General features: G+C 37.6%; 22 protein-coding genes. 14 read left to right on the forward strand and 8 right to left on the reverse strand.

Annotation, left to right across the window (positions count from 1 at the left end):
• The first annotated feature begins 139 nt into the window (after positions 1–139).
• The 3 genes from FNN08_RS15520 to FNN08_RS15530 all read left to right on the forward strand — a co-directional run bounded on the left by FNN08_RS15520 (position 140) and on the right by FNN08_RS15530 (position 3327).
• On the forward strand, positions 140–592 hold the full coding sequence (locus FNN08_RS15520) for a YhcB family protein (RefSeq protein ID WP_185962694.1): 453 nt from the start codon (positions 140–142) through the stop codon (positions 590–592).
• A 170-nt stretch (positions 593–762) separates the two neighbouring features.
• A complete protein-coding gene (locus FNN08_RS15525) occupies positions 763–2118 on the forward strand; it encodes a Do family serine endopeptidase (protein WP_143587404.1) in 1356 nt (451 codons plus the stop codon).
• A gap of 150 nt (positions 2119–2268) precedes the next feature.
• Entirely contained in the window at positions 2269–3327 is a 1059-nt protein-coding gene (locus tag FNN08_RS15530) for a trypsin-like peptidase domain-containing protein (RefSeq protein WP_260679370.1), read from the forward strand.
• 68 nt (positions 3328–3395) lie between these two features.
• On the opposite strand, the gene murA is transcribed toward FNN08_RS15530, so the two are convergent.
• From murA to FNN08_RS15570, 8 genes are all read right to left on the reverse strand, one after another.
• Entirely contained in the window at positions 3396–4661 is a 1266-nt protein-coding gene (murA, locus tag FNN08_RS15535; RefSeq protein WP_143587405.1) for a UDP-N-acetylglucosamine 1-carboxyvinyltransferase, read from the reverse strand.
• Between the two features lie 35 nt (positions 4662–4696).
• On the reverse strand, positions 4697–4945 hold the full coding sequence (locus FNN08_RS15540; protein ID WP_143587406.1) for a BolA family protein: 249 nt from the start codon (positions 4943–4945) through the stop codon (positions 4697–4699).
• Between the two features lie 15 nt (positions 4946–4960).
• A complete protein-coding gene (locus tag FNN08_RS15545; protein ID WP_185962695.1) occupies positions 4961–5272 on the reverse strand; it encodes a lipid asymmetry maintenance protein MlaB in 312 nt (103 codons plus the stop codon).
• Positions 5273–5274: 2 nt separating this feature from the next.
• Positions 5275–5970, reverse strand: a complete 696-nt coding sequence (locus FNN08_RS15550) for an ABC transporter substrate-binding protein (protein WP_143587408.1) — start codon at positions 5968–5970, stop codon at positions 5275–5277.
• Between the two features lie 49 nt (positions 5971–6019).
• The gene (gene mlaD, locus FNN08_RS15555; RefSeq protein ID WP_143587409.1) at positions 6020–6493 is read right to left on the reverse strand and encodes an outer membrane lipid asymmetry maintenance protein MlaD; all 474 of its coding nucleotides are present in this window, start codon (positions 6491–6493) and stop codon (positions 6020–6022) included.
• 88 nt (positions 6494–6581) lie between these two features.
• A complete protein-coding gene (mlaE, locus tag FNN08_RS15560) occupies positions 6582–7355 on the reverse strand; it encodes a lipid asymmetry maintenance ABC transporter permease subunit MlaE (RefSeq protein ID WP_143587410.1) in 774 nt (257 codons plus the stop codon).
• Positions 7355–8158, reverse strand: coding sequence for a phospholipid ABC transporter ATP-binding protein MlaF (gene mlaF, locus FNN08_RS15565; RefSeq protein WP_143587411.1), 804 nt, complete (start codon positions 8156–8158; stop codon positions 7355–7357). The genes mlaE and mlaF overlap by 1 nt, the downstream gene beginning before the upstream one ends.
• Before the next feature lie 296 nt (positions 8159–8454).
• Complete coding sequence (locus tag FNN08_RS15570) at positions 8455–9234, reverse strand: outer membrane protein OmpK (RefSeq protein ID WP_143587412.1); 780 nt, start codon at positions 9232–9234, stop codon at positions 8455–8457.
• Positions 9235–9683: 449 nt separating this feature from the next.
• On the opposite strand from FNN08_RS15570, the gene FNN08_RS15575 reads away from it, so the two are divergent.
• From FNN08_RS15575 to FNN08_RS15625, 11 genes are all read left to right on the forward strand, one after another.
• Positions 9684–10664: a calcium/sodium antiporter gene (locus FNN08_RS15575; RefSeq protein WP_143587413.1), complete on the forward strand. Its 981-nt coding sequence runs from the start codon at positions 9684–9686 to the stop codon at positions 10662–10664.
• Positions 10665–10676: 12 nt separating this feature from the next.
• Positions 10677–11651, forward strand: a complete 975-nt coding sequence (locus FNN08_RS15580; RefSeq protein ID WP_143587414.1) for a KpsF/GutQ family sugar-phosphate isomerase — start codon at positions 10677–10679, stop codon at positions 11649–11651.
• 1 nt (position 11652) lies between these two features.
• The gene (gene kdsC, locus FNN08_RS15585; protein WP_143587415.1) at positions 11653–12225 is read left to right on the forward strand and encodes a 3-deoxy-manno-octulosonate-8-phosphatase KdsC; all 573 of its coding nucleotides are present in this window, start codon (positions 11653–11655) and stop codon (positions 12223–12225) included.
• Positions 12222–12788 (forward strand): LPS export ABC transporter periplasmic protein LptC, encoded by a 567-nt coding sequence (gene lptC, locus FNN08_RS15590; RefSeq protein ID WP_143587416.1) that lies wholly within the window; start codon positions 12222–12224, stop codon positions 12786–12788. Before kdsC ends, lptC begins: the two co-directional genes overlap by 4 nt.
• Positions 12778–13392: a lipopolysaccharide transport periplasmic protein LptA gene (lptA, locus tag FNN08_RS15595; RefSeq protein WP_260679371.1), complete on the forward strand. Its 615-nt coding sequence runs from the start codon at positions 12778–12780 to the stop codon at positions 13390–13392. The genes lptC and lptA overlap by 11 nt, the downstream gene beginning before the upstream one ends.
• A 2-nt stretch (positions 13393–13394) precedes the next feature.
• Entirely contained in the window at positions 13395–14123 is a 729-nt protein-coding gene (lptB, locus tag FNN08_RS15600; RefSeq protein ID WP_143587418.1) for an LPS export ABC transporter ATP-binding protein, read from the forward strand.
• Positions 14124–14187: 64 nt separating this feature from the next.
• A complete protein-coding gene (locus FNN08_RS15605) occupies positions 14188–15675 on the forward strand; it encodes an RNA polymerase factor sigma-54 (protein ID WP_143587419.1) in 1488 nt (495 codons plus the stop codon).
• 38 nt (positions 15676–15713) lie between these two features.
• Positions 15714–16001 carry a ribosome hibernation promoting factor gene (hpf, locus tag FNN08_RS15610; protein ID WP_143587420.1) on the forward strand — a complete coding sequence of 96 codons (288 nt, stop codon included), beginning with the start codon at positions 15714–15716 and terminating at the stop codon, positions 15999–16001.
• Between the two features lie 16 nt (positions 16002–16017).
• The gene (gene ptsN, locus FNN08_RS15615) at positions 16018–16467 is read left to right on the forward strand and encodes a PTS IIA-like nitrogen regulatory protein PtsN (protein WP_143587421.1); all 450 of its coding nucleotides are present in this window, start codon (positions 16018–16020) and stop codon (positions 16465–16467) included.
• A 9-nt stretch (positions 16468–16476) separates the two neighbouring features.
• Positions 16477–17325: an RNase adapter RapZ gene (gene rapZ, locus FNN08_RS15620; RefSeq protein WP_143587422.1), complete on the forward strand. Its 849-nt coding sequence runs from the start codon at positions 16477–16479 to the stop codon at positions 17323–17325.
• Positions 17322–17597, forward strand: coding sequence for an HPr family phosphocarrier protein (locus FNN08_RS15625; protein ID WP_143587423.1), 276 nt, complete (start codon positions 17322–17324; stop codon positions 17595–17597). Before rapZ ends, FNN08_RS15625 begins: the two co-directional genes overlap by 4 nt.
• Positions 17598–17681: the final 84 nt, after the last annotated feature.

Raw genomic sequence — 17681 nt, forward strand, 5'->3', positions numbered from 1 at the left:
CAAGTTATAGGCTATGCCATTGAAAAAAATACACCTTTATACGTAAGTTAGGCTTGGGTATATGTAAAATCACAGCTATTATATAAACATGTACCTGAATTGGGTATATTTCATTTTCAAAATTTTTAGGATTGTAATTATGGAACTAGTTTATCTGTTAGTTGGCGCAGTTATTGGTGCTATTGCAGGGTTTTTCGTAAGTAAAAAATTATCAGCATCAGAGCAAGACTATCAACGTTTAGAACAAGAAGTTTCTGAAAGTAAAACGTCTTTAGAGCAATACCAACAAGAAGTCGCTTTGCACTTAGATAATTCAGCGCAGTTATTAGAGCAAATGAATGAGACATGTAAAGTAGCCATGGAGCAAATGGAAAAAAGCACTAAGTTGCTTAATACAGCGACAGCTAAACCAAATGCTATGCCTTTCTTTTCTGCCGATACAGAAGCAAACTTACGAGCGAATCCAAAGAAAGTGAAAGCCTCTCGTAAACGTGATGAAGAACTTGCTACTGAGCCACCTCTTGATTATTCATCAGATCCAAGCGGCCTGTTTAATGATACGAAACAAGTTGTTACAAATAGCCCAAGCTAAAAATAAGCTAGTTAGGAACTTTTAATTTTTTCCTGAGTCTTTAAGTTCATAAGCATTAACGCTAATTTGTCGAAATTAGTGCCAATAGCTTCTTGAATAATTGTTATCTCGCCTATAGTTAATATTAAGCTTATAGGCGAATTAATATAACTAATTGGAGTCTCAATAATATGAAAAAAATTTCTTCATTATCTCGAGTTGCCTTAGTCGTAGGCAGCTTATCTCTTTTCCCGGCATTAGCCACTGCTGCATTACCAATGCAAGTAGATGGACAGCCATTACCTAGCCTTGCCCCTATGCTTGAATACACGACTCCAGGAGTCGTTAGTATTTCAGTAGCTGGTACTCATGAAGTAAAGCAGCAAGTTCCAGATGCATTCAAATTTTTCTTCGGCCAACGACGCGGTCAGCAACAAGCTCAAGAGCGTCCTTTTAGAGGTCTTGGCTCAGGCGTAATTATTGACGCTAAAAATGGTTACGTCGTAACGAACAACCACGTGATTGACCAAGCTGATGAAATTCTGGTTACTTTAAAAGATGGCCGCCAAATTGAAGCAAAAAAAATTGGAACTGATGCAGCAAGTGATATTGCATTACTACAAATTAAAGCTGACGATTTAGTTGCAGTAAAGATTGCCGATTCCGACGATATTAAAGTTGGTGATTTTGCCGTTGCCATTGGCAGTCCTTTTGGCTTAGGACAAACGGTTACTTCAGGTATTGTTAGTGCATTAGGTCGAAGTGGTTTAAATATTGAAAACCTTGAAGACTTTATTCAAACCGATGCTGCAATTAACAGTGGTAACTCTGGTGGTGCATTAGTGAACCTTAGAGGTGAATTAATTGGTATCAATACCGCAATACTTGGCCCAAGTGGCGGCAACGTGGGTATTGGTTTTGCTATTCCAAGTAATATGATGCAAAACTTAACCAATCAAATAATTGAATTTGGCGAAGTTCGTCGAGGTGTGCTTGGCATCACCGGCAATTCAATTAACCCTGAACTTGCTAAAGCTATGGATCTTGCAACTAATCAAGGTGGCTTTGTTAGTCAAGTATCACCGGACTCCGCAGCCGAAGAAGCAGGCATTAAAGCCGGAGACATCATAATTGCAGTTAATGGTAAAAAGGTAAAAAGCTTTAATGCCCTGCGTGGTAAAATTGGCTCAATTGGAGCAGGTAAAAAAGTTAAAATTACTCTACTACGTGATGGTGATGAGAAAACCGTAACAGTTAAGCTGCAATCTGCTCCAGATAGCCAAGTAGCGGCTGCTAATTTACACCCTATGTTAGAAGGTGCAGAACTTAGCAACAATGAAAGCAACCAAGGTGTTGATGTAAATAACCTTGCTAGTAACTCTCCAGCAGCTTCTACTGGGCTTAAGAAAGGTGATGTTATTGCAGGAGTTAATCGCCAAAGAGTTCGTAATATTGCCGAGCTACGCAGTGCCTTAGAAGGTGTTGAAGGAGTGGTAGCTCTTAACGTTATTCGTGGCAACAGTGAATTATATTTAATGATTCGTTAATAGCACTTGGCTAAGTTATTATTCAAACTGCTATAGTGTTTTTTGACTCAATCAAAGGCAAGTTAACCCTTGCCTTTTACTTCTACAAATATCAAACGTTTAATGCTACCCTTTAATTACTTTAATAATAATTATCAAGTTTAAAACAACGTGAAATTAATTCCTTTCCTGTCTTATGTTGTAAAAGCCGCCACCTATGGTTTATTAGCCGCAGTGGTATTATTACTTCTTGTTCCTGAAATGCGGGAAGGTACTAACCTGTCTTTAAATATTTTTGCCAAGCAGGATAATAAAGAAAAGCCTATTTCTTATGCGAATGCGGTCGTTAAAGCAGCTCCTTCTGTAGTCAATATATATTCCGAAAATTTTGAAAGCAACCCAAGATACCGCAGTCGTCCTATCCAGCGAGTTAAACTAGGCTCAGGTGTAATCATGGATGCAAGAGGTTATATTCTTACTAACAATCATGTTGTTAAAAACGCTGACTTGATTACAGTGATTTTACAAGATAGTACTGAATTAACCGCCGAACTCATTGGCAGCGATGAATTCACCGATTTAGCCGTGTTAAAAGTACAAGCTCAAAACTTACCAGTTATTCCAATCGACGAAAACTTAACACCTCTAGTTGGCGATGTAGTTTTAGCCATAGGTAACCCGTTAAATCTTGGGCAAACCATAACCCAAGGCATAATTAGCGCAACAGGTCGAAATGGTTTAAGTAGCAACAGCTACCGTGAGTTTTTACAAATGGATGCTGCGATTAATGATGGTAATTCAGGTGGCGCTGTAGTCAATAGTAACGGCGATTTGGTGGGCATATCTACCGCTCAGTTTAACCGTTCAAATCAAAAAGAAAATATTCAAGGCATCTTTTTTGCCATTCCATATAAACTTGCAGCCAACGTTATGCAGCAGTTGATCAGCAATGGTCGAGTAACTCGAGGCTGGTTAGGCGTAAGTGCCCAGCGTTATAACAGGCAATTAAAAGGCTTAGTTATTGATGAAATAACCCCGCAAGGACCTGCTGATAATGCCGGTTTAATAAAAGGCGATGTCATTTATAAAATTGCTGATACCAATATAGTAAGTATTAACCAAGCTTTAGATATTATCGCAGAAACCAAACCAAACTCTGTGTTACAACTTAGTTTAATTAGAAACAATAGTCGTATGACACTAGATGTGACAATTGGTGAAATAAATTAGCCCATTTATTCAAAGTAAAAGGGGGAATATTATTGCTAATATTCCCCCTTTATCGTTGTAAACTCAGATTAAGAATTAACTTTGTATCTTTGTATATTGCCACCTAATGCTTGTAACTTGCCTTCGATGTTCTCATAGCCACGGTCTATATGATATATACGGTCAACTATTGTTTCACCTTCAGCCACTAAACCCGCAATTACTAAGCTTGCAGAGGCACGTAAATCAGTTGCCATAACTTGTGCGGCATTTAGCTTATCGACACCAACAGATACTGTAGTATTGCCTTCTAGTTTCATATTTGCGCCCATGCGTTGTAGCTCAGGAACGTGCATAAAACGGTTTTCAAAAATAGTTTCAGTAGTTGTAGCTGTGCCATCTGCAATAGCGTTCATTGTTACAAACTGCGCTTGCATATCGGTTGGGAATGCAGGGTGTGGCGCCGTTCTAATATTCACTGCTTTAGGGCGGGTCGTCATTTTTAATTCGATCCAATCATCACCGAAATTGACTTCTGCACCTGCTTCTTGCAGTTTACTGATCACAGCTTCTAATGCTGAAGGGTCAGTATTAAGACAGCGAATATGTCCGCCAGTAACAGCGGCAGCGACCAAGAAAGTACCGGTTTCGATTCTATCAGGCATTACTGCGTGATCGGCACCAGTAAGCTTAGCAACGCCATCTATGGTTAATGTATCAGTCCCAGCACCAGAAACTTTCGCTCCCATAGCATTTAAAAAATTTGCTAAATCAACAATTTCAGGCTCTCTTGCAGCATTTTCTATAACAGTAACGCCATCAGCTAACGCAGCAGCCATCATAAGGTTTTCAGTGCCAGTAACGCTCACCGCGTCCATAAAAATGGTCGCGCCTTTAAGGCGGCCTTCATTGCGCGCTATGATATAGCCATTTTCAACAGTTATATCTGCGCCCATTAACTTTAAACCTTGGATATGAAGATCCACTGGTCGAGCACCAATAGCACAACCGCCTGGCAAAGAAACTTCAGCATGGCCAAAACGAGCAAGTAATGGACCTAGCACCAAAATAGATGCTCGCATGGTTTTTACTAGCTCATAAGGAGCTAAGCAATTATCAATTTTGCTTGCATCAAAACTAACGGCGTTATCACCACTCCAGTTAGCATCGACGCCTAACTCTCTAAGTAATTTTATTGTGGTTTCAATATCATTTAACTTAGGTACATTGGTAATTTGTAATGGTGTTTCTGCTAAGATTGTTGCCATTAAAATAGGTAATGCGGCATTTTTTGCACCGCTGATGGTAACATCGCCGTGTAATTCATTACCGCTATTTATACGAAAAGCTTCCAATAGAATCTCTACTTATTAATTATTTGTTATGAAGGTTAGTTAAACATTTTGTCACGTTGCCATTGGGCATTAGTGAATGTTTTAATCGTTACAGCGTGAATCACCCCTTGGTTAATTACATCGGCTAGCGGTGCATAAATCAGCTGTTGTCTTTTTACGCGACTTAGATCTGCAAATACATCAGAAACTGCTTTGATCGTACATTGCGAGCCATCAAAAGTTACGTGTAATTCATCCAAAGTTAACGCTTGTTTGAGAATATTTTCGATCTCAGTTACGTCCACAGTATTTCTCCAGTTTTATGATTTGGTTGTCATCGACAAAAATGAGTCGACATGACTTAATTTGGCAAGTTTAACCAATTCAGCGGGTGCTTGTGAATAAGTTAATTCAATTTGTTGTAATTTGGCATATTCAATCAGAGTAAGTAACCAAGCTAAACCTGCAGTATCTACTTTACTTAGATGAGTCAAATCAATTGACTGTGTAGTATTACCTGCCAATACAGAAAAATATTTTTGCTGTCGGCCAGAGATAGTATGTCTGGTTAATTCACCAACAATTTGCCAATTTTGTTCATCTATATTTTTTAACTCAAAGCTATTGGCCAAAATTACTCACCTGTACCTTGTTCTTGAATTTTCGCTTTTACATCTTCATCGTTCTTAAATACGATTTTACGTTCACTTTTTTCTTTCAACATTTGAGTAACTTTCGGCACACCGTTTTGCGCTAATATGCTTCTTAACTCTTTCTGTTTAGCATCAAGTAAACTTATGCCTTCTGCGACTAAATCAAAGGCTAACCAGTCATAATGAGAAACTTTTCCTTGCTCATCTTTTTGCGCAAATTTACGTACCTTAAATTTAATGTTAATAGGCGGACCATCGCCATTCATTATATCAACACCAACTAATAGGATTTTTTCTTTATCTATTGGTTTAGCCGGTTCAAAAATTACTTCTTGCTGTTCATATAAAGTAAAAACTTGCGCATAAGATGTTATTAAATAGCTATTAAATGCTTCAAGAAATTCTAAGATTTCGTCTCTTGATGCTTTCTTACGGTAATTTCCTAACACCTTTAAGCCAGCGTATTTATAAGACACATATGGCATTAGTTCTTCACGCACAATGTCTTTTAATATCTCTGGATTTTTTTTAATCTCAGCTTCTTCTCGAGCAAAACGATCAAAGGTAATTTGAGCTGCTTCTTCAATCATTTTATATGGGTTTTCTTTACTTACCTCACTGGCAAAAGCCGAAGTAGTAAAGGACAGCATGAACACAATAGCTAATAATTTTTGCATAAACTTCTCTAAAATAATAACGATAAAACCACATCTAAAACTTTTATGGTTAATCTTCTGATTGGCTAAATAAGAATTGACCAATTAACTCTTCAAGCACTATTGCTGGTTTTGTATCTTCAATAAAATCACCTGGTTGTAAAATTTCTATGCCTAACTCTTCATCCATAAAGCCAGGATCTAAACCTACATATTGCTCACCAAGCAAGCCTGCTGTAAGGATAGATAATGATGATGTTTCTGCAAAGTTATCAAATTCAACAAAAATATCTAGGGTAATAATAGGAGTGTAATGTTGTTTATCTAAATGAATATTAGAAATTCTACCAACTACTACACCACCAACTTTAACCGGCGAGCGTACCTTTAAACCACCAATATTATCAAACTTAGCATAAAGCTGATAAGTATCCCCACTCCCTTGTAACCCTGAGTCTGCAACCTTTAATGCTAAACCAAGAAATGCCGCAATCCCTAGCGCAACAAAAATACCAACCATAAATTCTATTTTTTTCGACAACATGTCAAACCACCAATACTTATTTTATTTGTATTTGTTTAACAGGTTATAAAGACCTGTTAAATCTAATTTTAGTTCAAATTAATTAAAATTACGTAAACATTAAAGCTGTAAGAATAAAATCTAGCCCTAACACTAATAATGACGCTTGTACTACCGAAGAGGTGGTAGCTCGACTGATACCTTCAGAGGTTGGTACACAATCATAACCTTTGTATACAGCAATCCAAGTAACCACAAAGGCAAACACTAAACTCTTGATGCCACCTTTAATAATATCTTCCATATCAACATCGGCTTGCATAACAGACCAGAATGTACCTTGGTCGACACCTAACCATTCAACGCCAACCAAGTGTGCACCAATGATGCCTAACATCGAAAATATCGCAGCTAGAATTGGCATACTAAAAAAGCCCGCCCAAAACCTAGGCGCAATCACTCGTCTTAGTGGATCTACTGCCATCATTTCTAAACTTGATAACTGCTCGGTTGCCTTCATTAAGCCAATTTCAGCGGTAAGTGCAGAGCCTGCACGTCCGGCAAACAGTAAAGCGGTAACTACCGGGCCTAGCTCTCTTAGTAAAGCAAGCGCGACCATAGGGCCTAAACTACCCTCAGCGCCATAATCAACCAGTACTGTGTATCCTTGTAAGGCAAGCACCATACCGATAAATGTCCCTGACACCATAATGATGATAAGTGACAAAACGCCAACAGAATAGACCTGCTGAATAAATAGTGGCATGCCTTTGCGAATATTGGGGATATGTGAAATGGCAGAGCCTAACACTAAGGCTGCTCGTCCTAAGCCAGCAATAATATTAATTGTGGTTCGACCTAACCATTGAATTTTATCTAGCACTAGGATTTTCCTCCTAACAACTCAGCCTGATAATCTTTAGCTGGAAAATGAAATGGTACCGGGCCGTCATGTTCACCTTTGATGAACTGTTGAACTAACTTAGAGTCTTGCTTGACGATTTCTTCAGGGGTGCCCTGACCTATAATTTTTTGTTCCGCAACAATATAAATATAATCGGCAATACTCATCACCTCAGGAACATCATGGGAGACGACGACAGAAGTTAAGCCTAGGGCATCATTTAAATCACGTATTAAACGGACAATAACTCCCATCGAAATAGGATCTTGGCCAGCAAAAGGCTCATCATACATAATCAATTCAGGATCTAGTGCTATCGCTCGCGCTAATGCAGCTCGTCTTGCCATACCACCTGATAGCTCGCTGGGTTTTAAATGCATAGCACCTCGTAAACCAACGACTTCAAGTTTCATCATCACCATCTTTTCAATGATATCTTCTGGAAGTTTGCTGTGCTCACGAATAGGAAAGGCAACATTTTCATATACGCTCATATCGGTAAATAATGCCCCGGATTGAAACAGCATACTTATGCGTTTGCGTACTTCATAAAGTGCATTTCGAGAGAGTTCAGGAATGTTATGGCCAGCAAATAAGATCTCACCACTTTGTGGCTTTAACTGCCCCCCCATAAGACGAAGTAGTGTTGTTTTACCTATACCACTTGGCCCCATGATTGCTGTGACCTTACCTTTTGGTATAGACAAACTAATGCCATCATAGATACAGCGCTCTTCCCTGTTAAAGGTGAGATTTTTAATTTCGACTAAATTTTCTGACATAAAGTATTGAGAATAAACATCATTTAATAGTTATTATAAAATAAAGTTTACCTGACCCTGAATTTAACTGCATTATAAAATAGTAAATTTTTGTGTATAAGATAGATATAGTTAGTAATTACCTAGTTATCAGAATTACTTTTGCTAAGAATAGGCTAAATTTGCAACATTATTAAGTAAAACAACAATTAATTTAAAACATAAAAAAAACCGATAGCAAGCTATCGGTTTTTTATTGTCATCGTTTTGCTTAATACTATTAAGTTTAATCAACCCAACATTTAGCAAATATCGAATTATAAATGGATACCAATGCGGAATATAATCGCATCACCGTAACCATCTACACCAAGTTTATTCTTAAAGTAACGGTATTGAATACCAGTATAAATTTTATCTGTTATGTCATACCAAATCGCAGCACCACCATTAATACCAGTTTCACTGTACTGTAAATCGGAATAATCATCGTTACGAGCAAACTCGATTTCATTCCAGTTGGTTAACATGAACTTTTGCTCACCAATTTTAAAGTTCCAACCAAGGTTCCAACCAAGCATACCACCATTTTGGCCATCTATATCGTCGTAACCCGTTTCACCTGATTGACCTGATTTAACAAAATGAGCACCAAGGTAAGGTTTAAACCAGAAATTTTCAGAAGCCCAACCAATATAACCAATACCCAATACTGTATTTTGTTCATCCAAAGATGACATACCAGAGTCAGAGTAATCATATACTTGACCGTAAGCGGTTATATTGCCAGCAACTTTATAGTGCGCATTAACTTTAATCGCACTTGAGCGTAGGCTCGAACTCATATTTACTTTTTCAAGCTCATAAAAACCATACATTTCACCCCATGAAAAGCCAGCTCCAGCTTCTAAGCCTAGAGTAACATGGTCATCACGAGTTTCACTGACATCTTTTACACCGCCAGTCCAGCCCTCATCACCATTGGTCCAAGACAGGTAATCAGTGTAAGCATTGGCAAAGCCATATAAATATTCAGCTCGTGCACTTGTTGTTACTAACAATGAAGAGCAAATTAAAGCAATTATTAGGTTACGCATTTATATTCCAATAAAGTAGTGGTTGTAGTGTTTAATTAATCAACACCATGATTAAATTTGGCGCTTATTGTAAATAGCAAAAATTATAATTCAGCAATGATTAGTTACAGCTAGGTTAAATAATGTAACCAGAACAAAGTAAAACTTTTGATGCTAAATTTTTCTTATTAAATACAACGAGCTAAGCAAACGCTTCGATTACAAAATCAAACACAAATCGCGATTTTATTAAATTACCATTTATCAATAATAAATAACTTGAATAATAAATATTAGCACATGGAAAATAGCTGATTAATTGTGCACATAGGAGTTAATTAATTCATTGTTTTAAATTTTTCATCACAAACATACGTTTAGGGCTTTTAATTTAATGATTTAAGGGCGACAATTTAGGTATACCCGTTACTTTTCAAAAAATAGGTATGAAAATCTCTTAAGGGTCATAAATGTTTATCGAAATTATAATTTTAATCTTGTCACTCGTCGCCTTGATTTGGAGCGCTGACAAATTTGTATTTGGTGCGGCAGCCGTTGCCAGAAACTTTGGTATCGCGCCTATTATTATCGGTCTTACTATAGTTGCCATGGGCTCTTCCGCACCTGAAATGCTTGTTGCGGCAACAGCGTCTATCAATGGAGCACCCAATACAGCCATAGGTAATGTCATTGGCTCAAATATTACCAATATAGCTTTAGTCTTAGGTTTAACCGCCCTATTTAAACCTCTAATGGTATCGTCAGCAACGATAAAACGTGAAATGCCATTGCTGTTATTGGTTACCATAGTGGCAAGTTGGATGCTTTATGATTTAAATTTGAGTTTTACTGAAGGACTTATACTAATTATCGCTTTTGGTATATTTATCATTAGCTTACTTTTGATATCTCTAAAACAAAGTAAAGATCAAAACAATCCAGACCCTATGTTAATTGAAGCTGAATCTGAAATACCAGAAGGCGTTTCGACCCCTGTGGCTGTTTTTTGGCTAATCATAGGTATGGTATTATTACCTCTTAGCTCGCATTTTTTAGTCGACTCAGCAACATTTATAGCGAAAGCATTTGGTATTAGCGATTTAGTTATTGGCTTGACTATAATAGCAATAGGCACCAGCCTACCAGAGCTTGCAGCCAGTATTATGAGTTTGGTAAAAAAAGAAGATGATCTGGCTATAGGTAATATCATTGGTTCGAACATATTTAATATTTTGGCCGTACTAGCATTGCCAGGACTTATTTCTCCTGGGGCTGTAGATAGCCAAGTTGCCAGCCGAGATATTCCTTATATGTTAGGCTTAACAATTATTTTCTTATTATTATGTTTTAGCCGTAGAATAGGCTTTAGAATTACCCGCCTAAAAGGCGCTGTTTTATTTATTGCTTTTATTGCTTATCAATATTTAATTTTCAGTCAGATGGCTGCTTAAAGAGATTTTTATATGCCCAATGCAAACGAATTTAAAAAACTCGCGACTAATGTTATTGAGATAGAACAGCAAGCGATTGCTAATTTACTCAATTACATAGATGACCACTTTGCTTTAGCTTGTAAGTATATGTTTGAGTGTACTGGTCGAGTTATCGTGATCGGCATGGGAAAGTCAGGACACATCGGCGGTAAAATAGCCGCAACTTTAGCTAGTACAGGTACACCAGCTTTTTTTGTACATCCTGGCGAAGCAAGTCATGGCGATCTAGGAATGGTTACAGCACAAGATGTTGTATTAGCAATTTCTAATTCAGGTGAAACTAATGAGGTATTAGCAATTTTACCTGTAATTAAACGCATCGGCGCTCGTTTAGTTGCTATGTCTGGTAATACTAAGTCTACCCTAGCAAAGCTATCAGATGTTCATATCTGCATTGACGTGCCTCAAGAAGCTTGTCCATTAGGTCTTGCGCCAACGTCAAGCACCACAGCGACATTAGTTATGGGAGATGCCCTAGCAGTAGCATTATTAAATGCTAAAGGTTTTACTGCAGATGATTTTGCTCTTTCTCATCCAGGAGGAAGTTTAGGGAAACGTTTATTATTAAGACTTGAAGATATCATGCATACCGGTGAACGTTTACCTATTGTTAGTGAAACAGCGCTCATTAAAGAAGCTTTAGTGGAAATGTCACGACAAGGCTTAGGTATGACATCAATTGTTGATAGTGATGGAAAATTAACCGGTTTGTTTACCGATGGCGATTTAAGGCGTATTCTTGATGAAGAAATTAATATGCACAAAGATACTATCAAGACCGTTATGACTAAAAACCCAGTTGTTGCCAAGGCTCAAACATTGGCTGCAGAAGCTTTAAAATCGATGGAAGATAAAAGCATAAATGGCTTAATTATTGTCGATGATAATCACCACCCAGTTGGCGCTATGAATATGCATGACATCTTAAAAGCAGGAGTGCTATAGCATGAGTACAAGTGCAGAGAATACACTTACCTCAACTTTATATGGCCAAGTTGCTACGTCTATTATTAATAAAGCCAAAAAGATTAAGTTACTTGTTTGTGATATTGATGGCGTATTTTCCGACGGTAGAATTTATTTAGGCAATGATGGTGAAGAACTTAAAGCCTTTAATACTAAAGATGGTTTTGGCATAAAAGCCTTAGGACAAAGTGGCGTTGATGTGGCAGTGATCACTGGCCGAAAATCTAATATTGTCGAAACTCGTATGACCGCCCTTGGCGTTAAATTTATTGTGCAAGGACAAGAAGATAAACTTCCAGCTCTAAATAGCATCGCCAGTAAATTGGAACTTAATCCAGAACAAATTGCCTATATAGGTGATGATGTACCAGATTTACCTTGTATAAAACACGTTGGTTTAGGTGTTGCAGTTCAAGATGCACATCCATTAGTTAGTCAGGGCGCTGATTACATAACATTTCTTAACGGTGGTTGCGGCGCAGTTAGGGAGTTAACCGATTTAATTATGATGAGTCAAAATACTCTAGCAGACGCTAGCGGAGCCAGCATATGAGCCGATTGCACACTTTATCTACAATTGTCTTTGCAATAGCACTGGCAATCTATGGATATTTGCAGTGGCAGCAATCAAACCAAGCTGTTGTTGCTAAAGTCGAGGATGAAAACACGCCAGACTTTGTTGCAACAAAATTAAGCTCTAATCAATTTAATAGTGATGGAGAATTAACTCATACTATATTTGCCCAAAGCATGAGCCACTTTTCTAATAAAAACCAAACTATTTTTCAAAAACCCAAGTACACTATATATCCAGATGATAATAAACCATCTTGGCATATTTCGGCAAACCAAGGGATTTTACAAGGTAGCGAGCAATTAACGCTATCAGAGCAAGTACTTTTAGTCTCGAGCGATAAAAATAGCTTTATCTCGCAGATAGAAGGCAAGGAAATAATGCTCGACTTAGTGAATAAAATAATTACTTCAGAACAAACCATACTATTAAAAGGCAATGACTTTACTATGTATGGCTCGGGCTTGAACGTTGACATAAACACAACTGAAATGACATTAAACGAACATGTACAAACAATATTTAAAAAACATGACTCATAAATTATTACTGAGCTTAGCGCTATTATCATCAAGTTCTCTGTATGCGGCTTCAGTCGATTTAGAACAAGAAATAAAGATTGTCGCGAAAAAGCAATCAAGCGATTTGAAAAATAAAGTAGCGAGCTACCTAGAAGATGTAAAAATTACTCAAGGAAGTCTTTCTATTGAGGCTGATTTAGTACAAGTTGCTAATGAGCCTGGAAGCGAAAGAAAGTTTTATCTAGCTAAAGGTAAACCCGCTAAATTTAGTCAACTTCTAGAAGATGGGCAAAAGATTGAATTACAAGCAAATGAAATTTCATATTCCCCTTCATCAAATACTATCATTATCAAAGGTAATGCATCGATAAGCCAAGAAGGCAGTATGGTTACTGGTGATATTATTACTTACAACATTACCACTGAGCAATTAACAGCAGAAAGTACAGGGTCGGTAACCACAATACTTAAACCTGAAACCGAAACAACAAATGATGCAGATACTAAGCAAGAGCCAAAGCAGCAACCCATTGATAGTGTTGAAAGCAAATTAGTCGGCGACCCAAGTGAAGAAAAAGCTGATATTAAGCAGCCAGTAACCCCAATTGAAAAAGAGCAAGAATAGCAATGACAGCCACTTTAAAAGCGCAAAATTTAGCCAAAGCATATAAAGGCCGAAAAGTTGTAAAAAGTGTAAGTTTAACCGTAAATTCTGGACAGGTTGTTGGCTTATTAGGTCCAAATGGTGCCGGTAAAACCACTTCCTTTTATATGATTGTAGGTTTAGTCCCTAGTGACGCTGGTACAGTAACTCTTGATGACCAAGACTTAACACTATTGCCTATGCATGAAAGAGCTCGTCAAGGTATTGGCTATTTACCCCAAGAAGCATCTATATTTAGAAAGTTAACCGTATTTGAAAATATCATGTCAATTTTACAAATACGTAAAGACCTGAATAATGAACAACGTTTAGAGAAGCTAGAGAGCTTAGTTGAAGAGTTCAACATTGGTCATATAGTCGAAAATACCGGACAAAGTTTATCAGGTGGTGAAAGACGCCGAGTTGAGATTGCCAGAGCACTTGCAGCTGACCCTAAGTTTATTCTATTAGACGAACCGTTTGCTGGAGTAGATCCTATTTCGGTTAGTGACATAAAAAAAATTATTTTACAGCTTAAAAATCGTGGTATTGGCGTATTAATCACCGACCATAATGTGCGTGAAACCTTAGATGTATGTGAACATGCATATATTGTTAGCCATGGCGAATTAATTGCCGAAGGTGACTCTGACAAAGTGTTAAGTAATCAACATGTGCGTGATGTATATCTTGGTGAAAAATTCACGCTATAGTATATAAATACTCGTTAGGCGCATTAAAATATCCCTAACAATATTATTGGAATATTAGTAACAAATGAGACCTAGTCTTCAGCTCCGAATGGGGCAACATTTAACCATGACCCCACAATTGCAGCAGGCAATAAAACTGCTGCAACTTTCGACGTTAGATCTACAACAAGAGATCCAAGAAGCCCTAGATAGTAATCCTTTATTAGAAGTTGATGAGTCAGCACCTGCGGATGAAGTTAATGATAATTTTGATAAAGACAGTGCGGAAAAACCTACTAGCTTAAGCGATGGTAGTGAAGACTCAACCCCAACCCAAGACGAAATATCCACCGTTGAAGCATTGAATCAACAAGATATCCCTGAAGAACTTTCAGTTGATACAACTTGGGACGAAAGTTTTAGCGCGGGAACATCAAATACAGGCATAAAATCTGCTCCAGATGATGATTATTCATATCAAGGTGAAACAAGCGAATCTATCCATGATCACCTGACTTGGCAGATGGAATTGACTCCCTTTTCTGATAATGACAGAGCAATCGCAACGGCTATAATCGACGCAATTGATGACAGCGGCTACTTAACAGTAACCGTTGAAGACATACTTCAAAGTATGGGCGATGACGAAATAGAATTAGATGAAGTAGAAGCAGTCTTAAAACGGATTCATATGTTCGATCCCATTGGTGTTGGTGCTCAATCGATTTCCGACTGCTTACGTATCCAGTTAGATCAGTTTTGTGCTGATACACCATTTATTGAAGAAGCAAAACTTGTTGTTTGTGAGCACATCGACTTATTAGGTAACCGTGATTTTCGCACAATCATGCGCAAAACTAAGCTAAAAGAGCCACAGCTAAAAGAAGTAATGCAGCTTATCCATAGCCTAAACCCAAGACCTGGTGATGCGATCGTCACAAGTGATGAGCAGTATATCGTGCCAGACGTAAGTGTCTTTAAAAAGAATGGCCGCTGGGTAGTTGAATTAAACCCTGATACGGCACCTAAATTAGGAATTAACCAACAGTACGCAAGTCTGACTCAAGGTGGTTCAAGTGCCGATAATCAATTTGTACGCTCGCATTTACAAGAAGCAAAATGGTTTATCAAATCATTAGAAAGTCGCAATGATACTTTATTAAAAGTATCGAACTGCATAGTACAAAGGCAAAATGCATTTTTTGAACATGGCCCTGAAGCTATGCGCCCTATGGTATTAAACGATATAGCTGAAGCTGTTGAAATGCATGAATCAACTATATCTCGAGTTACCACGCAAAAATATATGCACACCCCGAGAGGCATATTTGAATTGAAATATTTCTTTTCAAGTCATGTTAGTACAGAAACTGGAGGAGAATGCTCTTCTACAGCAATACGGGCTATAATTAAAAAATTAGTTGATGCTGAAATTGCGAGTAAGCCATTAAGCGATAGCAAAATGGCTACTTTATTAGCGGAGCAAGGTATTAACGTGGCTAGGAGAACGGTTGCCAAATACCGCGAATCTCTTGGTATACCACCTTCAAATCAACGTAAGAGTCTTATTTAATATTAGTAGTTTTTCACTTGTAAATTAAGGATACAGTTATGCAAATCAATCTATCTGGTCATCATGTTGAAGTTACACCATCTATGCGTGCATATGTGGAGTCTAAATTACAAAAATTAGAGCGACATTTTGATCATATAAATAATGTATATGTAGTATTAAAAGTAGAAAAATTAAAGCAAATTGCTGAAGCCACTCTTAATGTTAATGCTGGTGAAATATTTGCATCCGCAGACAGTGAAGATATGTACGCATCCATAGATAGCTTAATTGATAAACTCGATCGTCAAGTTATTAAACACAAAGATAAATTATCGAGCCATTAGCAAAAATAATAAAATTATGAATTTAGAACAAATTTTGACCCTAGATTGTACTGTGTGTTCAGCAGTAGGGAAAAGTAAAAAAAATATCCTTGAGCAAATTAGCGCTATTGCAGCAAGTAAAATCAGTAACACTTCTGAAAAAGAGTTATTAATGAGTTTAATGGCTCGAGAAAAGCTATCGAGCACCGGAATTGGTAAAGGCATTGCAATACCGCATGGCCGATTAACCAATACCAATGCAGTAGTCGCGGTGCTTATTACTACCGATAAACCTATTGTATTTGATGCAATCGATGATAAGCCTGTCGATATATTTTTTGCCATATTTGTTCCTGCAGATAATTGTCAACAACATATAGAAACCTTGGCTAATATTGCCAAAGTATTTAGTGACAAAGAAACCTGTAAAAAAGTTCGTAAATGCCAAACATCTCAACAGCTTTATAACGCTGTAATTCATCCATAAGAAGACTATATGAAACTTTTAATCGTCAGTGGCCGTTCAGGCTCAGGTAAATCAGTAGCTCTAAGGGTTCTTGAAGATTTAGGCTATTATTGTGTTGATAACATTCCAGTTAACTTGCTTCCGGCTTTAACTCATACGGTTATTAATGAATACGAAAATGTTGCAGTATCTTTAGATGTTCGTAACCTGCCACAAGACCCTCAAGATATAAAAGAGATTCTCGATTACCTACCCGAATCGGTTGAGTTAAATGTACTTTATCTTGACGCTGATGATGCCGAGCTGATTCGCCGCTTTAGTGAAACCAGACGTTTACATCCATTAGTTCGTAAAAATATGGCACTTGATCAAGCAATAGCGCTTGAGAAAAAACTACTCGAGCCCGTTGCATCAAGAGCAAGCTTATATATAAATACCTCACTACTTACGCCTCATCAGTTAGCAGATCTGGTACGAGAACGTATCTTAGGGCGTAAAACTGGCTCTATGGTTATCGTCTTAGAGTCATTTGGTTTTAAATATGGCGTGCCTACAGAAGCAGATTATGTTTTTGATGCTCGCTTCCTCCCTAACCCTTTCTGGGAAGAGGGTTTAAAAACCTATAACGGCTTAGATCAACCAGTTCAGGAATTTTTAGGAAACCAACCACTGGTTACTAAATTTGTGTGGCAGATTAATAGCTTTATGATGACATGGTTGCCACATTTAGAACGTAATAACCGCTCTTATTTAACCATAGCTATTGGTTGTACCGGCGGCCAGCATCGCAGTGTTTATATTGCTGAAACATTGGCTCAGCAATTTACCAAAGAAGGTAAAGAGATCCAAATCCATCACCGAGAATTATCAAAGAAATGACCTTAGTAGAGCAAACGGTAATTATTGAAAACAAGTTAGGTTTACATGCTCGAGCTGCGACTAAGTTAGCTAAATTGAGTCAAAATTATCAAGCTAAGATAACTCTTACTGTCGAGCAAAAATCAGCAACCGCCGACTCTATCATGGGGTTAATGTTACTTACAGGAAGCCAAGGTAAAGAAGTAAATATTGTTGCCGAAGGTGATGAAGCTAAGCAAGCAATGCAAGCAATATGCACATTGTTTTCTAATAAGTTTGATGAAGGTGAGTAAATATCAAGGTGTCAGAGTTGTTGAACCTTGTTTCAACAACTCTGACACCTTGATATTTTTTGCAAAAAAGCTGATAAAAATAAT

The organism is Thalassomonas sp. M1454, assembly GCF_007097525.1.
In the GTDB taxonomy this organism is placed as follows: Bacteria; Pseudomonadota; Gammaproteobacteria; order Enterobacterales; family Alteromonadaceae; genus Thalassotalea_A.